The organism is Proteus hauseri ATCC 700826 (genome assembly GCF_001654965.1).
Taxonomy (GTDB): domain Bacteria; phylum Pseudomonadota; class Gammaproteobacteria; order Enterobacterales; family Enterobacteriaceae; genus Proteus; species Proteus hauseri.
This window is the reverse complement of sequence record NZ_LXEV01000021.1, coordinates 180,320-201,930: the sequence shown is the minus strand read 5'-3', so window position 1 is coordinate 201,930 and position 21,611 is coordinate 180,320. Positions and strand designations below refer to the sequence as shown.

The window sequence follows — 21,611 nt, the reverse complement described above, 5'->3', positions numbered from 1 at the left end:
GCTATCATGATAATAAGATTATAGTACTTTATTCTTATTATATATTAAGCCAGTTTAGAATATTACCACGAGATTAGATAACATTTACGCTACAGTGTAATCTGAAAATCGTTTAATAAGCGTCGTAACCATAGCATGTAGGCCTTGTGTACGAGATGGCGTTAAATGACTTTCAAGTTCGAGCGATGCAAAATAGTGTTTTACATCTGTTGCTAATGCTTGCTCTATTGTTTTACCTTGAAACAAAATAATCACCAACGCCACCAGCCCTTTTACAATACCTGCGTCACTATCACCTACAAGTACCAGCTGCTTTTGCTCATTCAATTCAACAGCTATCCAAACTTGGCTTTGGCAACCTTCAATAAAATTTGCACTGGTACGTTGTTCATCTGTTAATGGTACAAGGCGTTCACCTAATTCCATCATATACAGATAGCGCTGCTCCCAGTCCTGACAACGAGAAAAATTGCGCAGTAATTTTGTTTCATCGGGTAAGTTGGCAACTGCCATAAATAGCCTCTTTCTTTTTTATTCTTTAACCTAATAACATCTCAACACGTAACAGTGCGTTCACTAATGTATCAATATCTTCTTTACTATTATACAAACCTAATGAAGCGCGGCACATCGCTGGCACTTGATAGAAATCCATAATTGGCATCGCACAATGATGTCCTGTGCGAATAGCAATGCCATAATTATCAAGAAAAGTACCTACATCATACGCATGATGTTTACCCAAATTAAACGCGATTACACCTTGACGGTTTTCATTACCATAAAGTACTAACGATTTTACTTTTTTCAATTGCTCTTGGGCATATTGCATAAGGTTGTTTTCATGCTCTGCAATAACGTTCATTCCCAGCTTGGTGAGATAATTTAATGCTGCACCTAACCCTATTATACCAATAATATTAGGGGTTCCTGCCTCAAAGCGCCAAGGTGCATCAGCATAAGTAATATCACCATTAAGATGTACATGCTTAATCATTGCACCACCCCCTTCCCAAGGTGGTAACTCATCAAGAATCGCTTTTTTGCCGTACAACAACCCCATACCAGTGGGACCATAAAGTTTATGACCACTACAAACAAAAAAATCACAATCGATTTGTGAGACATTAATCAGCTGGTGCATTGCACTTTGTGCACCATCAACCAAAATATGTAACTCACCCCCCTGTTGAGCCGAATATTGACGAGCATCACGAATAATATCTGCAACAGGATTTACTGTACCTAATACATTAGACTGATGAGTAATACTAAGTAACTTAGTACGCTCATCAATTAGTTCCGGCAACTTAGTTAAATCTAATTGACCATTTTCCAACATTGGAATAATGCGAATATCAAAACCATATTGTTTCGATAACATAAACCAAGGCACGATATTAGCGTGGTGCTCCATTTCAGTAATAATGATATTGTCGCCATCATTAAGAAAGCGCTGGCTATATGTGTTAGCGACTAAGTTAATGCCTTCGGTTGTTCCTTTAACAAAAACTATCTCTTCTTCGCTATTAGCGCCTAAAAAATCAGCAGCTTGTTTACGCACATTCTCAACTAATGTTGTCGCTTCTGCACTTAACGTATGAATGCCGCGATGAACCGCGGCATATTGTGTTAACGCAAAATTTTTCTCATGCTCTATTACACAAATAGGTTTTTGAGCACTAGCTGCACTGTCGAGATAAACCAATGGCTTACCTCTTACTTGCTGTGACAAAATAGGAAAGTCACTACGTGCTTTTTCAATAAATTGCGTCATAATTACGGTTATACCTCGGATAAGCGCTGATTAATTCTATCCAATACATGCGCTTTAATTATGCTATTTTCTAACGATTCAGTTAGTTCAGCTGCAAAAGCATGAATAATCATCTTACGTGCTGCACTCAATGAGATACCACGAGAGCGTAAATAAAATAGCTGCTCATCATCAATACGACCCACTGTTGCACCATGACTACATTTTACGTCATCAGCATAAATTTCGAGCTGTGGCTTGGTATCGACCTGTGCTTTTTCGCCTAATAGCAAGTTATTGTTGGTCATTTGACCATCCGTTTTTAACGCTTTAGGCGTAACCGTGATCATGCCATTAAACACCGCTTTACCTGCATCCATTGCAATAGTTTTATGCAGTTGACGACTTTGGCAATTTTTCTCGTTATGCATCAACCATGTTCTTGTATCAGCAATCTCACCCGCTTTAGGCAATACCACACTGTTCATCGAAAGCTCGGTATTTTCACCTTTTAACGCTGAACTGGTGTGATGTCGGGTGAGTTTACTTCCCAATAAGAAAGCATAACTATCAACCCTGGCATCTCGGCCAACCACCAAATCATTATGAGCAAAGTGCTGGCTGACTGCATTTTCAAAACCCAATTTAATATGATTAAACGAGGTATTATCACCAATATTTGCTGTTAATCTTGCACCTGTAAAATGGCGATTGTCGTCATTATCACTAATATAGTGTTCAATCACCTGCATTTGTGCATTCGCGCCAACTTCAAAATGGAAACGATAATTGGCACTATTTACTTCAGCGATATCATTACCTTGAGTAATATTAAGAATATAGAGCGGTTTGTCGGCAATAACCCCTGACTTTAGGGTGATTAGCAGCGGATGTGGCGCCAAACTCTCAACTAAGTGTAAAAACACTTCTCCGTTTATCGCTGCGGGTAACTCACTTTGGCTATCTAATAACGTAATCTGATAAGGGCCAAAATCTTTAGTGCTCTCCGTTGGTGAAAAAGTACCATTCACCATAACAATACGATAGCAATCTAACGGTAACGCTTGCTTAACTACAATGTTTTGTACATCAAAGGGGGGCAATAATTGATATTGCTGATTTAACGTTTCATCAAGAGGCGTGTAGTGCCAATCTTCATGGCGATAAATAGGAAAACCCACTTTTTCGACTTCTAACCAGTGGTTACGTGAATGCAAATTATCTTCACCTTTGCGTTGGTGATATAAGTCAGCAAACATTTTCAGTGCCTGTTGGTTGCGCTGTTCTATTTGGCGCTGTTTTTCACGCTTTTCATTGAGGGTCAATAAGCCAGCCATAACCTTGTTCCTCCAATTTTTGCGCCAATGAAAAATCACCTGATTTAATGATTTTCCCCTGATACAGCACATGCACAAAATCAGGTTTGATATAATCTAAAATACGTTGATAGTGTGTTACAACGATAAAGGCACGTTTGCCATCACGTAGGCTATTTACGCCATTAGAGACAATTTTTAGCGCATCAATATCAAGCCCTGAATCTGTTTCATCTAAAATGCATAATTCAGGCTCTAACGCTGCCATTTGCAAAATATCGTTACGCTTTTTCTCGCCGCCAGAAAAACCAACGTTAACAGAACGCGTTAACAAATCTTGTGGCATATCAAGTAGCGCAATTTTATCTTCAATAAAATCTTCAAAATCAAAACGATCTAATGGCGCTAAACCACGATATTCTCTTACAGCATTAACAGAGGATTGTAAAAAAAACTGATTGCTTACACCGGGAATTTCAACTGGATATTGAAATGCCATAAAAATGCCTTCACCCGCCCGCTCTTCTGGCTCTAGCGCTAATAGATCTTTGCCTTTAAAGGTAATAGTACCATCATCAACTTCATATTCATCACGACCAGCAAGTGTTGCTGATAATGTACTTTTACCTGAGCCATTAGGCCCCATAATTGCATGTACTTCGCCGGCTTTAATCTGCAAATCTAATCCTTTTAGGATCTCATTGCCTTCAACGCTGACATGTAAATTTTTGATATCTAACATAATATATGCCTTCGGTATTGATACACCCAGAAATGTGTTAATACTTAACCTACGCTGTGCTCTAAGCTGATTGCTAATAATTTTTGTGCTTCTACAGCAAATTCCAGCGGCAATTCTGAGAATACGTCTTTACAAAATCCATTTACAATCATTGAGATTGCATCATCTTCACTTAAACCACGCTGACGACAATAAAATAGTTGGTCTTCACCAATACGTGACGTTGTCGCTTCGTGTTCAAGCTGTGCTGAGTTATTCATCACTTCTACATAAGGGAAAGTATGCGCACCACATTGTGTTCCAATTAACATAGAGTCACATTGTGTGAAATTACGTGCATTTTTCGCAGAAGGAAGCACTTTGACTAACCCGCGATAACTGTTTTGGCTTTTACCCGCAGAAATACCTTTAGAGATAATGGTTGATTTAGTATTTTTGCCGATATGGATCATTTTCGTTCCCGTATCTGCTTGTTGGCTACCATTGGTTAAAGCAACAGAGAAAAATTCAGCCGTTGAATTATCCCCTTTTAAGATCACACTTGGATATTTCCACGTAATAGCCGAACCGGTTTCAGATTGTGTCCATGACATTTTGGCGTTTTCGCCTTCACAAATAGCACGTTTGGTGACGAAGTTAAGAATACCACCTTCGCTATCACCGCCTGAGAACCAGTTTTGTACAGTGGAATATTTTACTTCTGCATCTTTATGAATAATAACTTCTACAACAGCTGCATGTAATTGATAAGTATCACGTACCGGGGCTGAACAACCTTCGATATAACTGACATAACTACCTTCATCTGCCACTAAAATCGTACGCTCAAACTGACCTGTTTGTGCCGCATTAATACGAAAATAAGTGGATAATTCCATCGGGCAACGCACGCCTTTTGGAATATAAACAAAGGTGCCATCAGAGGCGACAGCTGCGTTTAATGCCGCAAAATAGTTATCGTGGCTAGAAACTACCGTGCCAAGATATTGACGAACTAAGTCAGGGTATTCGTGAATAGCCTCACTAAACGAACAAAAAATAATACCGTGTTCAGCGAGCTCTTCTCGATAAGTAGTAGAAACAGAAACGGAGTCAAAAATAGCATCAACAGCAACCGCTTGCCCTTCTCTTACTGGCACCCCAAGCTGATTAAATGCATCTTCAACTTCTTTGGTAAGGTAATCTTGAGCCGTTTGCTTATCACTTGTGACAGCTTCATTAGAGCCACCCTCACAGCTACCATTAGCACAACATGAGCTACAAGATGGTGCTGAATAATAGCTATAATCCTGATAATTCAAAGAAGGATAATCCGCTTTAAGCCAATGAGGCTCTTCCATTTCTAACCAATGGCGATAAGCATCAAGCCGGAATTCAAGCATCCACTCAGGTTCATTTCTTTTTGCCGATATTGCACGTACAACGGCTTCGTTTAGCCCTTTCTCAAGGGTATCTGTCGATATATCGGTATAAAAACCTTCTTTATATTGATGTGAGCTCAGCCAGTCCTGAACTTCATCACCTATTTCAACATTGCTCTGAGACATAATCTGACTTCACTATGTTATACCCCGAAGCTCTCACCACATCCGCAGACATTTTGAGCTTTAGGATTATTAAATTTAAACATCTGATTGAGTCCTTCACGGACATAATCGACAACCAAACCATCAATAAATGGCATTGCTTTTAGTGAAACAAATAGTTTTGCACCATTGTGTTCATAAACAATGTCATCTTCAGTTGGGCCTGCGGCTAATTCAATAACATAGCCATATCCTGTACAACCAGAGGGTTTGATACTTAAGGAAAGTCCCTGACTATCAGGGTTTTTCTCTACTAAATGACAAATATGTTTTGCGGCATTATCCGTTAGCACAATACCTTGCCATGTTGTGTCGTTAAGAGAAAAAGTTTCAACATTGTTTGTCATTACTGACCTCATTTCAAAAGGAGAATAATATCTTTCCCAACCCTAATGGTAATGATAACCCTTATCACTTCAACCATGTTTTTTGAAAGGATATTACAGATATGTTTATTTTTTGTTCTATTTTTGAGTTTAACAAGTTAAAGATAATAACTAACTATTTGTAATATATCACTTTAATGTTTTTCATCACAAAAATAAAACTTTGAATTATCTTTTTATTTCGCACAATACGCATAAAAGTTGCAATATAAATACACTTTATATGTTTATTACTGAAATGTAGAGAAAAAAGCATAAAAAGAGGTGCTAAAAAATAGTTTTAGTTTTCTTTCTATGCCTCCTATTTGATGGATAAGATATCATCACCTTTGTGATTATCTCTTATTGGATTGTGTGCTGTTTTAACTTATTTTTCGATAGTAATCGAATTAACATATTCACTTGTGCATTCAAGAAGTTGACGATGTTTTTCACGATTTGATTGGCTATTTACATCAGCAATAAATTGCAACTGCCATACACGGTTAGTTTTTGTATCAGCAACTAATATCCCCTCATAACTAACATTTTCCTGCGCCATTTTCCCTTCAAAAAAAACATGGCGACCTTGAAAACCTGAAATATCTAATGGTTTTATTGATGTAAATATTTCTTTCATCCCATCTAATAACGCGATGTTATCAACTATTCCCTGAGCACCTGAATTAATATCGTAAGTCATTATTTCGTTCATTTTAAAATAAGCCAGACGAACTTCGGTCAAATTGCAAATAGGCTCTGATTTATAGACCAACATTTCTGTTGTTACATCCTGAACATAATCAGGTAACAATTGAAAATAGTGTTCGGTATCTTTTCTATTCATTGAAAATGAAGTTGGATAATGAATATTAAATCCTGATATTCCTTGAACAGGATAATCAGCGATTTTTTTACTTGTGCTGGTTGTAGAATTATTATCACAAGCACTCAGTAATAAACTGGTCATTAATACTATTACTGTTTTAAATCTTGAAATAGTTAACATTATTATTTTCTTAAATTTCCATAGTGGAGATAACATGAAGGTAATGATTATCATTAAAAATAAATTTTAAATAAAGAATAATTTCCTGTCTTAAATTTATTTTTTACTAATAAAAAACGCACAAAGATAACTATATTCTTTGTGCGTTAATAAATAATATTTTTAAGCAATGACCGATGTCGTCAATCTTGAGATACAGACTTGACGATTTTCATCATCAAATATTTCTATTGACCAAACTTGATGAGAACGACCTAAATGAATAGGTTTACAAACACCCCTAACTTTACCTTCTCTAGCAGAACGAATATGGTTAGCATTAATTTCTAAACCCACAATTTTCTGTTCCCCTTGCGTGCACAGATAACCAGCAACAGACCCCAAGGTTTCAGCTAAAACCACCGAAGCACCACCATGCAATAAACCTAATGGCTGTTTAGTACGATGATCAACAGGCATAGTCCCTTCAAGATAATCATCACCAAGATAGGTTAATTCAATGCCAAGATGACTCATCATATTGTTTTGACCAATTTGATTGAGCTGCTCTAACGTTACTTCTCGTTTCCATATCATGGCATAATCTCCAAAAGTGCCTGTAAAGGATGTTTTAACGTAATATTATCAATACGTTTTACCTGACTCCGACAAGAGTAACCTGTGCTTAAGCAATGTGTTGTGGGCAATGTTTTTAGCGCTATTCCCCATGAAAGCTGATAAATTCCCAGCGAGCTTTCATAGTTATTTAGCTCATGTCCATAAGTTCCGGCCATTCCACAACAACCAGTACTCACAAACTCAAGTTGCTGCCCATAACGTTGGAAAATTGTCTGCCATTGTTTCATGCTTTGGGGCAATGCGGTGACTTCTGTACAGTGGCCAAAAAGATACCATTTTTCAGCGTCATTTCGCACTTCAATTGGCTCACTAACTAATTTACTTAACCATTCATGCACCAATTGAACATTAAAGTCTCCTCGTGCATCATCACCCAATATTTCACGGTATTCATCGCGATAACAGAGTACTAATGCAGGATCAACACCAACCATTGGAATACCTAACTTCGCAACGCGATTAAGCATAGTCGCGGTCTTTTGTGCTGTTTTACTAAACTGCTGTAAAAAACCTTTAATATGCTGTGCTTTACCATTAGGCGAAAACGGCAGTAATACAGGTTTAAAACCAATTTTTTCAATCAATTTAATAAAATCAGCAACAACTTTAGCCTCGTAATAGCTGGTAAAAGGATCTTGCACCACCAGCACATGGTGACTACGTTGCTTATCTGATAAACGTTCTAAATCTTCTAACGTCATATCTAAAGCATTATGACCCGCTAATTGCTGTTTCAATGTTGGTGTTGAAAGTAACGGTAAATCTACCATACCTATAGTATGTTTACTGATTTTTTGTACTAAAGGCTGTTTCATAAAAAAGTTAAAAAATGCGGGTGCTTTTGCCATTAGTGGCGTGGTTAATTCAACATTAGCCACAATATGATCTTTTAATGGGCGCAAATAGCGTTGATGATACAGCTCAGTAAACTTAGAACGAAATGCTGGAACATCAATTTTAATCGGACATTGAGTAGAACAAGCTTTACATGCCAAACAACCATTCATTGCTGATTTAACTTCATGTGAAAAGTCATATTCACCGCGTTTGGCTTTCCATGTATTGCGGGTTTTCTCAATTAAACCACGCAAACTCGGTTTATTGTTTACCAGACTTGATTCTAACTGTTTAGGGCTAACACCCTGCTCAGTTAATAAACGCAACCATTCTCTTACTAATGCAGCACGACCTTTAGGTGAATGGATGCGTTGCCCGCTAATTTTCATCGATGGGCACATTGGGCTTTTAACATCAAAATTAAAGCACAGACCATTACCATTACACTCTAAAGCACCACGAAAATCTTGGCGTACGGATAATGGAATAGTGCGATCAAAAGTGCCTCGCTTAATCGTATCAACTTGTTTCATTGGCTCATCAATATCCAATGGCGGACAAATTTTACCCGGATTAAGTCGATTTCGAGGATCGAACACCGTTTTTATTTGACGAAGTTCGTGATACAGCGTTTCACCAAAAAATTCTGGACTGTATTGCGCTCTAAAGCCTTTTCCGTGCTCACCCCATAATAATCCGCCATATTTTGCTGTTAAAGCAACGATATCATCGGAAATCGATTTCATTAACAACTCTTGTTGCGGATCGCACATATCTAACGCCGGGCGAACATGCAATACCCCCGCATCAACATGACCAAACATGCCATAATTAAGCTGGTGACTATCAAGTAATGCTCTAAATTCAGTTATATAGTCAGCTAAATGTTCTGGTGGTACACAGGTGTCTTCAACAAAAGGAATTGGTTTTGCTTGCCCTTTTGCATTTCCTAGTAAACCCACGGCTTTTTTTCGCATACCATAAATACGATGGATTTCATCTAAGTTATCGCAAATTTGATAACCTATTACACCGCCTTGCTGGTTATTCATTAATGTATCTAAACGCTGACAAAGCGAGGTTATCTGCGAGGCGATTAACACTTCGTCATCACCTGCAAACTCAACAATATTAAGCCCTTGCATATCTTTATTTGGTACATCAGTAATTAATTCTTTTACTGAATGCCAAACGATATCTTCTCGTGCCAGGTTTAAAACTTTAGAGTCTACTGTTTCGACTGAAAGCGCATTAGCTTTCACTAAAAATGGTGCATTACGCAGTGCTGAATCAAACGAATCGTATTTTACATTCACTAAACTACGTTGTTTAGGAATAGGTGTTATATCAAGCGTTGCTTCGGTAATAAAAGCTAACGTACCTTCTGAACCAGTTAAAATACGAGTTAAATCAAAACGTTTCATGTCATCACTAAAAACATGGCGTAAATCATAGCCCGTTAAAAAACGGTTTAGCTTAGGAAATTTATCTAAAATAAGCTTTCTTTGCTCTTTACAACGAGATAACACGGTGCGATAAACATGGCCTATTACAGAACTTTCTTTGGCAATAGTCTCCGCTAATTCGGTATCCATTGCCCGAGTTTCAAGTAGCTCTCCACCTAATAATACGGCTCTAACACCTAAAACGTGATCAGAGGTTTTACCATACACCATAGAACCTTGTCCTGAGGCATCCGTATTAATCATCCCCCCAAGAGTTGCGCGATTACTTGTCGAAAGCTCTGGTGCAAAAAAGAAGCCGTAAGGTTTTAAAAAAAGATTTAACTCATCTTTTATCACCCCCGCTTCTACTTTGACCCAACGCTCTTGTGGATTAATTTCAATAATACGCTTCATATGGCGAGATAAATCCACCACAATACCGTCAGTTAATGCCTGCCCATTAGTGCCAGTACCACCGCCTCTTGGTGTAAGAGAAAGTGAATGAAAACGAGGTTCATCGACTAAACGCGCTATAATGGTAACATCGGCCGTAGAACGAGGAAAAATGACTGCCTGCGGTAATAGCTGATAAATACTATTATCTGTTGCCATAGTGAGTCTGTCTGCATAAGAGCTAGAGATATCACCGGTGAATCCGTTTTGTCGGAGTATTTTTAAAAATTCAGTTGTGAGTTCGCTTACTTGCGGTGCTTGCGATATACGTGGGATCATTTGTTATAGCTCTTTAATCTAATTGTCCACATTGCTTAATATAAAATCATCTCAAGGTATGCCCAAAAATACATATGCCTTTTTTTGTACTTTCAGACCGATACCTGTTCACCTTATCATACAATTCTGGCAAATTGCGTAGTGATATAAACAACATGATATTTGCCATGTTTATTCATCTGCTTTTAGCATTTTTATTCGTGTAGGGATTTAAAATCATGGAAAAACCGCAGATCCATACAGATATACCCAAAGTTTTATTCACCGTTCTTTTTATATCTTTCTTTATTATCGCTAGCTTTTGGATCTTAAATCCATTTATTGTTGGCTTTATTTGGGCAGGAATGATCGTTGTTGCCACATGGCCTTTACTGATGATTTTAGAGAAAAAAGTAAAATATCGTTGGTTATCGACCATGATAATGATGATCCTTATCTTACTTATTTTCGTCATTCCTATCGTATTACTCATTAGTAGTGTGATTGATAACAGCGCACCACTTATTGAACTCGCTAAATCTCCATCAGAAATTCAACCGCCTCAATTACTTTGGCTAAATGATATTCCGATGATTGGCGATACGCTTTATAACACTTGGCATTCTATTTTGGTTTCTGGGGGTAATGCTCTCATTGCTAAAATACAGCCTTATGTTGGCCAAGCCGCTAATTGGTTTTTTGCACAAGCATTAAATATCGGCCGTTTTGCACTTCACTTAGCCATTATGTTGCTGTTTTCTGGTTTGCTCTTTTTACAAGGTGAAAACGTTGTAAGTTGGTTACGTCATTTTGCAGTACGTCTAGCAGGACAACGTGGTGATGCTGCCATTGTATTAGCGTCTTTGTCTATTCGAGCAGTAGCGCTCGGCGTGGTATTAACAGCGTTAATTCAGGCGATTGTAGGTGGAATTGGTCTTGCGGTAGCTGGCGTGCCTTATGCAACCGTATTAACCGTTATTATGTTTATTTGCTGCTTAGCGCAAATTGGCCCGTTATTGGTGCTTGTTCCTTCTGTGTTGTGGTTATTCTGGACTGGGGATACAACATGGGGAATAGTCATGGTTATTTGGGGCGGTAGTGTTGCCACTATGGATGGCGTATTACGACCTTACTTAATAAAAATGGGGGCAGATTTACCAATGGTACTTATTCTTACTGGCGTTATTGGTGGAATTTTAACTTTAGGTATGATTGGTTTATTTATTGGTCCAGTCGTTCTTGCGGTGGGTCATAGTTTATTAAATGGATGGATTAATGAAGTACCAAAACCTAATCCTGATTTATCAGAAACAGTAGAGTTTATGAATAAAAACTTTATTGCAAAAGATTAAGATAATAATAGTGTATGTAAGGGTTGATACTTACATACACTATATATAATAGGTTAAACTTTAATAAAGATTATCAATTTAAGAGTAATTTATTTATTAATACTTACATTTTGAAACATTTTTTATTTTTTTAAACCTGTTTGTTACCAGCAGGTTATATTCAATTTTAAATATACTAATAATCTTTTTATTGAGATAATTCTTAGAGCATAATTAACGCATTTCTCTTAATATAAATATCAACGAAACGAATGTTTCACCGAATTAATGATTTTGCTTATTATATTAATAGATTAAAAAGCAAGATTAAAGAATATAAAATATTGCTGTGTGTAGTCTTTGCCTGTCAGCCCATGATAGGCTTTTTTTTTGCCTACGATTTATTATTGTATAAAAAAAGCTCACATTATTATGCGAGCTTTTTATTATGAGTAAATCTATTAATTTTCTTGCGCTAATTTCACCCAAGTTTTAATTACGGTATCTGGATTCAGAGACAAACTATCAATACCCTCTTCCATTAACCATTGGGCAAAATCTTCATGATCAGAAGGTCCTTGACCACAAATACCGACATATTTTCCATTACGCTTAGCAGATTGAATTGCCATTGATAATAATGCTTTTACCGCATCATTACGTTCATCAAACAATGAAGAGACAACACCAGAATCACGGTCAAGACCAAGCGTCAGCTGAGTCATATCATTAGAACCAATAGAGAAACCATCAAAATGCGCTAAGAACTGATCGGCTAATAAAGCATTTGATGGAATTTCACACATCATAATCACTTTTAAGCCATTTTCGCCGCGTTTCAAGCCATTAGCTGCTAATTCGTCAATTACCTCTTCAGCTTGGCGCACAGTACGCACAAATGGGATCATCACTTCAACGTTATCTAATCCCATATCATTACGTACGCGTTTTACTGCTTCACACTCTAAAGCAAAACAACTACGGAAATCATCAGAAACATAACGTCCAGCACCACGGAAGCCTAACATTGGGTTCTCTTCATCTGGCTCATAACGATCTCCACCGACTAAGTTGGCGTATTCGTTAGATTTAAAATCAGATAGACGAACAATAACGCGCTTAGGCCAGAATGCTGCTGCCAGGGTGGCAATTCCTTCAGTTAATTTACTAATGTAATACTCAACAGGAGATTCATAACCCGCTATCATTTCGTTGATTTCAGCTTTTAGGGCTTCTGTTTGATCGTCGTATTCCAATAACGCACGAGGATGCACACCAATCATACGATTAATAATAAATTCTAAACGAGCAAGGCCAACACCATCGTTTGGTAACCCAGCGAAATCGAACGCACGATCAGGATTACCCACGTTCATCATGATTTTCAGGTCTAAATCAGGCATGTTATCGATTGCGGAGCTTTGAATAGAAAAATCCAGTTTACCATCGTAAACAAATCCCGTATCACCTTCAGCACAAGAAACAGTAACCACTTGCCCTTCTGTAATACATTCTGTTGCATCACCACAACCAACAACCGCAGGGATACCCAATTCACGCGCAATAATTGCCGCATGACAAGTCCTACCGCCGCGATTAGTGACAATTGCAGAGGCTTTTTTCATGATAGGTTCCCAATCTGGGTCTGTCATGTCGGTCACGAGCACATCACCGGCTTCAATTCTGTCCATTTCATTCAAGTTATGAATGACCTTTACTGTACCACTACCAATGCGGTGACCAATTGCACGGCCTTCAACAATAACTGGCGCGCTTTCATTAAGCTGATAACGTTCCATCACTTGTTGGTTAGAACGCACGGTTTCTGGACGAGCTTGTACAATGTATAAACGGCCATTGTGTCCATCTTTTGCCCACTCAATATCCATCGGGCGACCATAATGGCGTTCAATTAATACAGCTTGTTTAGCAAGCTCTTGAATTTCATCATCGGTCAAAGAGAAACGATTGCGTAATGATTCTGGCACATCTTCAATGCGGACTTGTTTACCATGCTCAATGCTGTCTGCGTAAACCATACGAATTTTTTTCGAACCGAGATTACGACGAACAATAGATGGACGCCCTTTCTCTAAGGTTGGTTTATGTACATAAAACTCATCAGGGTTAACTGCGCCCTGAACAACCATTTCACCTAAACCATAAGCTGATGTGATAAAGACAACTTGATCAAAACCTGATTCAGTATCAATAGTAAACATGACACCAGAAGAGGATAAATCAGAACGCACCATGCGTTGAACACCCGCAGAAAGAGCCACACCGCGATGATCATAACCTTGGTGAACACGATAGGATATTGCGCGATCATTAAATAATGAGGCAAATACGTGTTTGATGGCGATTAAAATAGCATCAATACCTTGAACGTTTAAAAACGTCTCTTGTTGACCCGCAAAAGAAGCGTCTGGCATGTCTTCTGCTGTTGCAGATGAACGCACCGCAAATGAAGCAGCTAATTCACCTTCACTTAAGGTTTGATAAGCATCACGAATATCTTTTTCAAACTGAGGAGTAAAAGGAGTATCAATAACCCACTGACGAATTTGATTACCCGCTTGCGCCAGTTGGTTAACATCATCAACATCAACAGTATCAAGTAATTCATAAATACGTTGATTAATGCCACTCTGTTCCAGAAAATCATTAAACGCTTGCGCTGTGGTGGCAAACCCATTAGGAACCGATACACCCAGTTCTGCTAGATTTGTGATCATTTCACCGAGGGAAGCATTTTTCCCACCAACACGATCAACGTCATTCATACCCAATTGGTTATACCAAAGTACATTGCACGGGGTGAGGCTATTGCTGGACATTGAGAACAATCCTTTTTTAAACAATTATGAGAGAGAGAGAAAAAAAGAAAAACCCGCTGCCAAAACGACAACATAAATAAGCGTAACACAATGTTATAGGGAATATGGAAAGGTGAATCGATCAACCAGAAAACTTTATTTTTTTATCCTTTATAATCATTAAAAATGTTATAGATAATGTTGTCTGATTTGCTAATTCAGCTAAAAAAAGGTGAGAGTTATGATATTAAGCTTGAATTCCATTAATTGCGATAATAATGAACCTATTGATAGAACAGTCTTTTTTATCTCTGATGGTACAGCGATAACGGCCGAAGTTTTAGGACATGCCGTACTCTCTCAATTTCCATTAAAAATGAAAAGTTATACATTACCTTTTGTATCAACGATTGAAAGAGCTGAAGAAATAAAACAGAAGATCTCTGAAATTTATAAAAAGAGCGGAGCTAAACCTCTGGTGTTTTATTCTATTATTAGCCCAGAAGTGAAACAAATAATAAATAACAGCGAAGGCTTTTGCCAAGATATAGTTCAATCTCTTGTATCACCACTTGAAAAAGAAATAGGGATCCAGGCTTTACCTAAATTAAATAAAACCCACGGTTTAACCGAAAAAAATCTCAGTAAATATGATGCGCGTATTGCAGCCATTGAATACACTTTATCTCATGATGATGGCATCTCTTTACGAAATCTAGATCAAGCACAAGTTATTTTAATTGGCGTTTCGCGCTGTGGCAAAACACCCACCAGCTTATATTTAGCAATGCAATTTGGCATTCAGGCTGCCAACTACCCTTTTACAGCTGATGATATGGACTTTTTAAAATTACCTGCTGAATTAAAAGAGTATCAACATAAATTATTTGGCTTAACTATTGCACCAGAGCGTTTAGCCGCCATTCGTAGTGAGCGCCGAGAAAATAGCCGTTATGCGTCAATTCGCCAATGTCGAATTGAGCTAGCCGAAGTTGAAGCTTTATTTAGAAAAAATAACATTCCATATCTCAACACAACAAACTACTCTGTTGAAGAAATTTCGACCAAGGTAATAGATTCTATGGGATTAGCTAGAAGAATGTTCTAGTGTCAAACAGCATTTTTTTATTAGCAGTTCACTGATAACCTTGTTGAAATTAGCTGAGTTTCGTTTATTGTGATCTTAATCACTGGGTAGCTGTACCCTGTATTTTTATTGAGATGAATTATGTTAAAAACAGACGAACTACGGACAAAGGCTTTAGACAGTCTGGTGACACCGGAAACTTTATCTAAAGAGTTCCCGATCTCTGAAGAGATTATCAACAATATTACGTCTGCCCGTAAACGAATTGAAGCTATTCTCACTGGTGAAGATAAACGACTTTTAGTGATTATTGGTCCATGTTCTATTCATGATCCTAAAGCCGCCAAAGAATATGCAACAAAGCTTTATCAGCAAAAAGAACGTTTTCATGACCGCTTAGAAATCGTCATGAGAACCTATTTTGAAAAACCACGTACCGTTATTGGTTGGAAAGGTTTAATTTCAGATCCTTATCTTGATCACTCCTGTAATGTAAACGAAGGGATTCGTATTGCTCGTAAGTTGCTAATTGAAATTAATGCACTTGGGCTACCAACAGCAACCGAATTTCTTGATATGGTAACGGGTCAATATATTGCTGACTTAATCAGCTGGGGTGCTATTGGTGCAAGAACCACAGAAAGCCAGGTTCATCGTGAAATGGCATCAGCACTTTCTTGCCCTGTCGGATTTAAAAATGGCACAGATGGTAATACACGTATCGCGATAGATGCTATTCGGGCAGCAAGGGTTGGCCACACATTTTTATCACCAGATAAAAATGGGCGAATGACTATTTATCAAACCAGCGGCAATCCATATGGGCATATCATTATGCGTGGGGGTAAAAAACCTAACTATCATGCCAGTGATATTGCTGATGCTGTTGATGCACTAAAACAACTTGATCTACCCGAGCATTTAATCGTCGATTTCAGTCATGGCAACTGTGAAAAAATTCATCGTCGTCAGCTTGAAGTAGCGCGTAATATTGGTCAACAAATCATCGATGGTTCTCAAGCCATTGTCGGTGTAATGGCTGAAAGTTTTTTACAAGAAGGCTCACAAAAAGTCACTCATGACAAGCCGTTAATGTATGGTCAATCCATTACAGATCCATGCTTAAGTTGGGATGATACTGAACAATTATTAGCACTACTTGCTCAAGCTGTTGATAGCCGTTTTAAATAACCATAAGCAGTATTTATTATTATCACACTTATTATTTGAAGGAGAGCTTAGCTCTCCTTTTATTTTACAACATCCCATCAAATAAACAAAAATGCTTTAATTTTCATCTGATATAGCTTAGCTACTCGCAATATGACTTAAATTTACCTATTTAAGTTAAAAAAAGCTTGTCTAAACACATTTGTTAACGATAATGATTATCATAATAATAACCCTTATCATCCTTAACTACCTGATGAATAAAAAAACAGATAATTTAACGAACTCTTTATTAAAACGTGAAGATTGTTCTTCAATAATTCAATCTATCAATAGCTTTGAATTATTGGGTGAAAATGGTGTGGTTTATATTCAACACAGCGGAGAGTTATATCAACTACGTCAAACCAAAGCAGGAAAATTAATCCTGACAAAATAGTTTTTAACAATAACTTGCAAGCCACCTAATCTTTTAGGCAGCCAGCTAAAGAACTCCATATACAAGGAATTTTTATGGATATTTATAGTATGTGCATGCTGAAAAATCATTTTAAATTTACAGGGATAGCAACAGCATTTTGTCTGTTATATACCCCTATTACCTTTGCACACATTACACAGCTTAAAAATAGTGACAAGGACACTCTCACTGTTATTAGCTCAACACAAAACAAAAATCACGAATTTCATTCAACAATTGATACCATCTCAGCTAAAGCTCAAACCGCCTCTACAACGGGTGAAATGCTAAAAGAAGTTGCAGGTGTCACGTTATCAGGTACTGGTGTAACAAATGGCGCCAATATTCTTATACGTGGCTATGATCAAAAAGGCGTAAAAATAATAGTTGATGGTATTCAGCAACCTCTTGAAAATACTATGAACAATTTGGGAGGCGTCTTTATCGACCCTGCCCTTATACGGCGCGTTAAAGTTAAACATGGTTCATCCGCCGTATTAGATGGTGAAGGCGCAATGGGAGGAGTAGTGTCATTTCAAACTATCGATCCTCATTCACTACTTACTCAAGATAAAAATCTCAGTGCTAAATTATTTACTTCTGTTTCATCTGCCGATAAACACTTTACTTATGGCGGTATTATTGCTGCTAGGCATGATATTGCAGAAGGTTTAATCGCTTATAGTCAACGCCAACGTGGACCTATTCGTCTTGCTAATGGCGAAAAAATGGCTAATCACGAACACGTTAAAAACGTTTTTGTTAAAGCCTATTTATATCCAACAGAAAACCAAACTTTTATTTTTTCTGCTCGTTATTACGATAATCATGGTGAACAGCGTGAAGTATTACATCGAATGGGGGGGTATGGTAAAAATGACAGTAACCAAGTCATTCGTCACACACAGCAAAAAAATTACGCCATTACTCATCATTACGCACCAGAAACAAATTCATGGTTAGATCTCACAACGCATCTTTATTATTCTCAGTTTGATATAAACCAACTATTTTTAACCGATACCTCATTAACAGAAAACCAATTAAAAAATAATGAGATGGGAAAGATGGGTGTTGATGAAAATCGTACGCAAATGACTTATGGTTTGAAATTAGAAAACCAAGCTTATGCTGATTATCTAAATATCATCAAGCATTCATTTATTGTTGGTACTGAAACTTACCAACAGAAAATGACATCCAATGAAAAAGCAAAAAACTTTCCTTTAGCCCAAATGAATTATGCTGCAGGTTGGTTGCAAAATACACTTAGCACACCGTTACTTCCTCTTTCGTTAACGGCAGGTATTCGCTATCACTATTACCAAAATAATCCTCATGAAGAACTCAATTCATTTTTTAAAAAATTTGAATCTAATCAACTAATTGCATCAAAACATAAAGCAAGCTATCAAGGAACATCAGAAAACGTAAAATTAACTTTTTCACCAACAGATTGGTTGCAACTTTATACCTCATATTCAACTGCTTTCCGAGCCCCAACTCTTAGTGAAATGTTTAATGATTCTCTGCATTTTAAAATGCGAATGGGCTTTTTTGGTACAACATCAGCACACTGGGTACCTAATCCTAATTTAAAACCTGAAAAAAATAGGACTTGGGAATATGGCGGTCAACTTGTATTTCAAGAATTACTCACAAAACAAGATAAGTTATCTATAAATGCCGCTTATTTTGATACGGTCTCAAAAGACTATATCACTTATGGCCCTTGGCATGAAAAATCGCTAGCAGGAATGCTTAACTTACAAGCTTTCAATATCCCTAAAGCATTAATTGATAGTATTGATATTAGTTTACGTTATACACACCCTTATTTTTCAATGGGTTTAAACTATAACCGTACTAAAACCCTTGAGTTAACGACACACGAAACTATCTCGCCAGTTCGCCCTGAAATACTAACAACCTTTATTTCTATTCCCGTTATCAAAACACCATTTACATTAACTTGGTCAGGACAATTTGCGAGTGCGACAGACAATAAAGGAACTCATAAGGGTCGCGCACCGCATGTAAAAGGAAAAACAACAAACCGAATGCAAGAGCTTATTCAACAATATCCAGGCTATGGCATTCACGATTTTTCAATCAGTTATCTATCGCAAAAAAATAAAAATATCCAAGCTGCTTTAGTACTCGCTAACGCCTTTAATTATGAGTATTTCTCAGCGATGGGTGTGCCAAAAGAAGGACGAAATATAAAAATGTCCGTCAGTTATCACTGGTAGAAAAAGAGCAATGATTTACATAACAAAGGGCTGCTTAGCAGCCCATTAAAATCTACGGAGATCCATCTGCATGTCTCAGTCACCTCGTTTTATCAAGTTCAGTTTGCTTGCATTAGCGATTTCATCTAGTTATGCAACCGCGCAAGAAATACAGCAAACGAATACAGAGAAAAAAACAGAAGTCCTTACGGTTTATGCGACAGGTAATGAAAGAGATAGCTTCTCACTTCCGATGATGTCTACGGTAATTAAAAATAATACCGCATTATCAGAAACAGCAGGCAGCGCTACAGAATTGCTTCGCCATTTACCAGGCGTTTCTATCTCTGGTGCAGGACGTACTAATGGAGAAACTATTAGTATGCGTGGATATGATAAAAATGGCATTTTGACGCTGGTAGATGGTATACGCCAAGGAACTGATACAGGACATATAGACAGTATTTTTATTGACCCATTACTTATTAAACAAGTTGAAGTGATTAGAGGCCCCTCTGCTTTATTATATGGCAGTGGCGCATTAGGTGGCGTTATAGCTTATGACACAGTTAATGCAAGTGACTTATTATCACAAAATGAACGTGGTGGTGTTCGAGTTATTGGTTTAGGTAATACAGCACAGCATAGCCAAGGTTTTGGTGTTACTGCTTTTGGCCGCCAAGATAATTTAGATGGACTTATCGCTTTTTCGGCTCGTGATAAAGGTGATATTCGTTATGGCGGTGGCTATCGTGCTCAAAACGATGAAACAGTATTTAATCTTTTATCAAAAGGTCGTTGGCTTATTGATAATGAAAACTCATTGAGTGGGCAATTACGCTATTACCATAACGATACTAATCAACCTAAAAATCCTCAAATCGCAAGTAACGCCTCTACGGCTAATGTACAAACTGATCGAACAACAACTCAAAAAGATGGGCAAATTACCTATCAATATAATCCTGCAAATTCACCTTGGCTAAATGTGAAAACGCAGGCTTATTACAGTGAAATTGATATTAATGCAAAAACAACACAAAACGGACTCGAAGGTCGTCAACAAAAGACTTATGGCATAAAACTAGAAAATCGCTCAAATCTTGGATTACATAGTTTTGCTGCTCATAGTTTTACTTATGGTAGTGAAATTTACAAACAAAAACAGAACCCTAGCCAAAATACAGAAAGTTTTCCTCAAGCAGATATTCGTTTTATGTCTGGTTGGCTGCAAGATGAAATGACACTACGTGATCTACCTGTTTCATTAATAATTGGTACACGTTTTGACAAATATAAAAGCCAAAATGATCGTTATGATGATATCAGCGCCAATAAATGGTCATCAAAAGGCGCTATCAGCGTTACGCCAACAGATTGGCTAATGCTTTATTCGTCTTATTCACAAGCTTTTCGCGCCCCGACTTTGGGTGAAATGTATAACGACTCAAAACATTTTGATGCCCCCTTCCCTGGTGCACCTACTAACTATTGGCGACCAAATCCTAATTTAAAACCCGAAACCAATTCAACAACTGAATACGGATTCGGTTTTCAATTCGACGACGTATTATCTAATAATGATAATCTGAAAATTAAAATCGCCCATTTCAATACACGAGCAAAAGATTATATTGATGCAGATGTCGCGATATTTCAGGGATATACACAATCTGCAAATATTTCAAGAGCAACTATTTGGGGTTGGGATGTTTCTATGAATTATGAGTCGCGCTACTTTAATTGGGACTTAGCCTATAACCATACAAAAGGGAAAGATAATGCAACAAATGCATCTATCATCTCAGTTGAACCAGATACTTTAACAAACCGTTTTGATATACCAATACCAAGCTCACACATTTCTGTCGGTTGGTTAGGCCAATTTACCAAACATACAGATTTTACGAAAACAAACCGTTTTAACCGGCCTGCCAATAATCAACAAGCAGGTTATGCCGTTAACGATTTTTATCTTCGATATGAAGGTGATGCCTCTCTTAAAGGACTAACAACATCGATAGTACTTAGTAATACTTTTGATAAAACTTACTACTCTTCTGCTGGTATTCCCCAAGAAGGTCGTAACGCAAAAGTACTAATGAGTTATCAGTTTTAATTATTACTA

At 37.5% G+C, this 21,611-nt stretch carries 16 protein-coding genes; 6 read left to right on the top strand and 10 right to left on the bottom strand.

Going from position 1 to position 21,611, the window contains the following annotated elements:
• Positions 1-84 precede the first annotated feature (84 nt).
• From sufE to ydiJ, 9 genes are all read right to left on the bottom strand, one after another.
• The gene (sufE, locus tag M997_RS08795) at positions 85-513 is read right to left on the bottom strand and encodes a cysteine desulfuration protein SufE (protein WP_064719742.1); all 429 of its coding nucleotides are present in this window, start codon (positions 511-513) and stop codon (positions 85-87) included.
• A 25-nt stretch (positions 514-538) separates the two neighbouring features.
• Positions 539-1,777 carry a cysteine desulfurase SufS gene (sufS, locus tag M997_RS08790; protein ID WP_064719741.1) on the bottom strand — a complete coding sequence of 413 codons (1,239 nt, stop codon included), beginning with the start codon at positions 1,775-1,777 and terminating at the stop codon, positions 539-541.
• An 8-nt stretch (positions 1,778-1,785) separates the two neighbouring features.
• Entirely contained in the window at positions 1,786-3,093 is a 1,308-nt protein-coding gene (gene sufD, locus M997_RS08785; RefSeq protein ID WP_064719740.1) for a Fe-S cluster assembly protein SufD, read from the bottom strand.
• Entirely contained in the window at positions 3,068-3,814 is a 747-nt protein-coding gene (sufC, locus tag M997_RS08780; protein WP_064719739.1) for a Fe-S cluster assembly ATPase SufC, read from the bottom strand. The genes sufD and sufC overlap by 26 nt, the downstream gene beginning before the upstream one ends.
• A 44-nt stretch (positions 3,815-3,858) precedes the next feature.
• Entirely contained in the window at positions 3,859-5,361 is a 1,503-nt protein-coding gene (gene sufB / locus M997_RS08775) for a Fe-S cluster assembly protein SufB (RefSeq protein ID WP_064719738.1), read from the bottom strand.
• Positions 5,362-5,378: 17 nt separating this feature from the next.
• Positions 5,379-5,747 (bottom strand): Fe-S cluster assembly scaffold SufA, encoded by a 369-nt coding sequence (sufA, locus tag M997_RS08770; RefSeq protein ID WP_064719737.1) that lies wholly within the window; start codon positions 5,745-5,747, stop codon positions 5,379-5,381.
• A 406-nt stretch (positions 5,748-6,153) separates the two neighbouring features.
• Positions 6,154-6,774, bottom strand: coding sequence for a hypothetical protein (locus M997_RS08765; RefSeq protein ID WP_064719736.1), 621 nt, complete (start codon positions 6,772-6,774; stop codon positions 6,154-6,156).
• A gap of 162 nt (positions 6,775-6,936) precedes the next feature.
• Positions 6,937-7,350 (bottom strand): 1,4-dihydroxy-2-naphthoyl-CoA hydrolase, encoded by a 414-nt coding sequence (gene menI, locus M997_RS08760; protein ID WP_064719735.1) that lies wholly within the window; start codon positions 7,348-7,350, stop codon positions 6,937-6,939.
• Entirely contained in the window at positions 7,347-10,406 is a 3,060-nt protein-coding gene (ydiJ, locus tag M997_RS08755) for a D-2-hydroxyglutarate dehydrogenase YdiJ (RefSeq protein WP_064719734.1), read from the bottom strand. The genes menI and ydiJ overlap by 4 nt, the downstream gene beginning before the upstream one ends.
• A 218-nt stretch (positions 10,407-10,624) precedes the next feature.
• Between ydiJ and ydiK the strand changes: the two genes are divergently transcribed.
• Positions 10,625-11,737: an AI-2E family transporter YdiK gene (ydiK, locus tag M997_RS08750; protein WP_064719733.1), complete on the top strand. Its 1,113-nt coding sequence runs from the start codon at positions 10,625-10,627 to the stop codon at positions 11,735-11,737.
• Between the two features lie 440 nt (positions 11,738-12,177).
• Here ydiK and ppsA read toward each other — a convergent pair whose 3' ends face one another.
• The gene (gene ppsA, locus M997_RS08745; RefSeq protein WP_064719732.1) at positions 12,178-14,556 is read right to left on the bottom strand and encodes a phosphoenolpyruvate synthase; all 2,379 of its coding nucleotides are present in this window, start codon (positions 14,554-14,556) and stop codon (positions 12,178-12,180) included.
• A 220-nt stretch (positions 14,557-14,776) separates the two neighbouring features.
• Between ppsA and ppsR the strand changes: the two genes are divergently transcribed.
• The 5 genes from ppsR (at position 14,777) to M997_RS08720 (ending at position 21,602) form a co-directional block, all read left to right on the top strand.
• Positions 14,777-15,643: a posphoenolpyruvate synthetase regulatory kinase/phosphorylase PpsR gene (ppsR, locus tag M997_RS08740; RefSeq protein ID WP_064719731.1), complete on the top strand. Its 867-nt coding sequence runs from the start codon at positions 14,777-14,779 to the stop codon at positions 15,641-15,643.
• A 120-nt stretch (positions 15,644-15,763) separates the two neighbouring features.
• Positions 15,764-16,813 carry a 3-deoxy-7-phosphoheptulonate synthase gene (locus M997_RS08735; RefSeq protein ID WP_064719730.1) on the top strand — a complete coding sequence of 350 codons (1,050 nt, stop codon included), beginning with the start codon at positions 15,764-15,766 and terminating at the stop codon, positions 16,811-16,813.
• A gap of 235 nt (positions 16,814-17,048) precedes the next feature.
• Positions 17,049-17,231, top strand: a complete 183-nt coding sequence (hemP, locus tag M997_RS08730; RefSeq protein ID WP_239994663.1) for a hemin uptake protein HemP — start codon at positions 17,049-17,051, stop codon at positions 17,229-17,231.
• 74 nt (positions 17,232-17,305) lie between these two features.
• Complete coding sequence (locus M997_RS08725; protein WP_064719728.1) at positions 17,306-19,504, top strand: TonB-dependent receptor domain-containing protein; 2,199 nt, start codon at positions 17,306-17,308, stop codon at positions 19,502-19,504.
• A gap of 70 nt (positions 19,505-19,574) precedes the next feature.
• On the top strand, positions 19,575-21,602 hold the full coding sequence (locus tag M997_RS08720) for a TonB-dependent hemoglobin/transferrin/lactoferrin family receptor (protein WP_064719727.1): 2,028 nt from the start codon (positions 19,575-19,577) through the stop codon (positions 21,600-21,602).
• Positions 21,603-21,611: the final 9 nt, after the last annotated feature.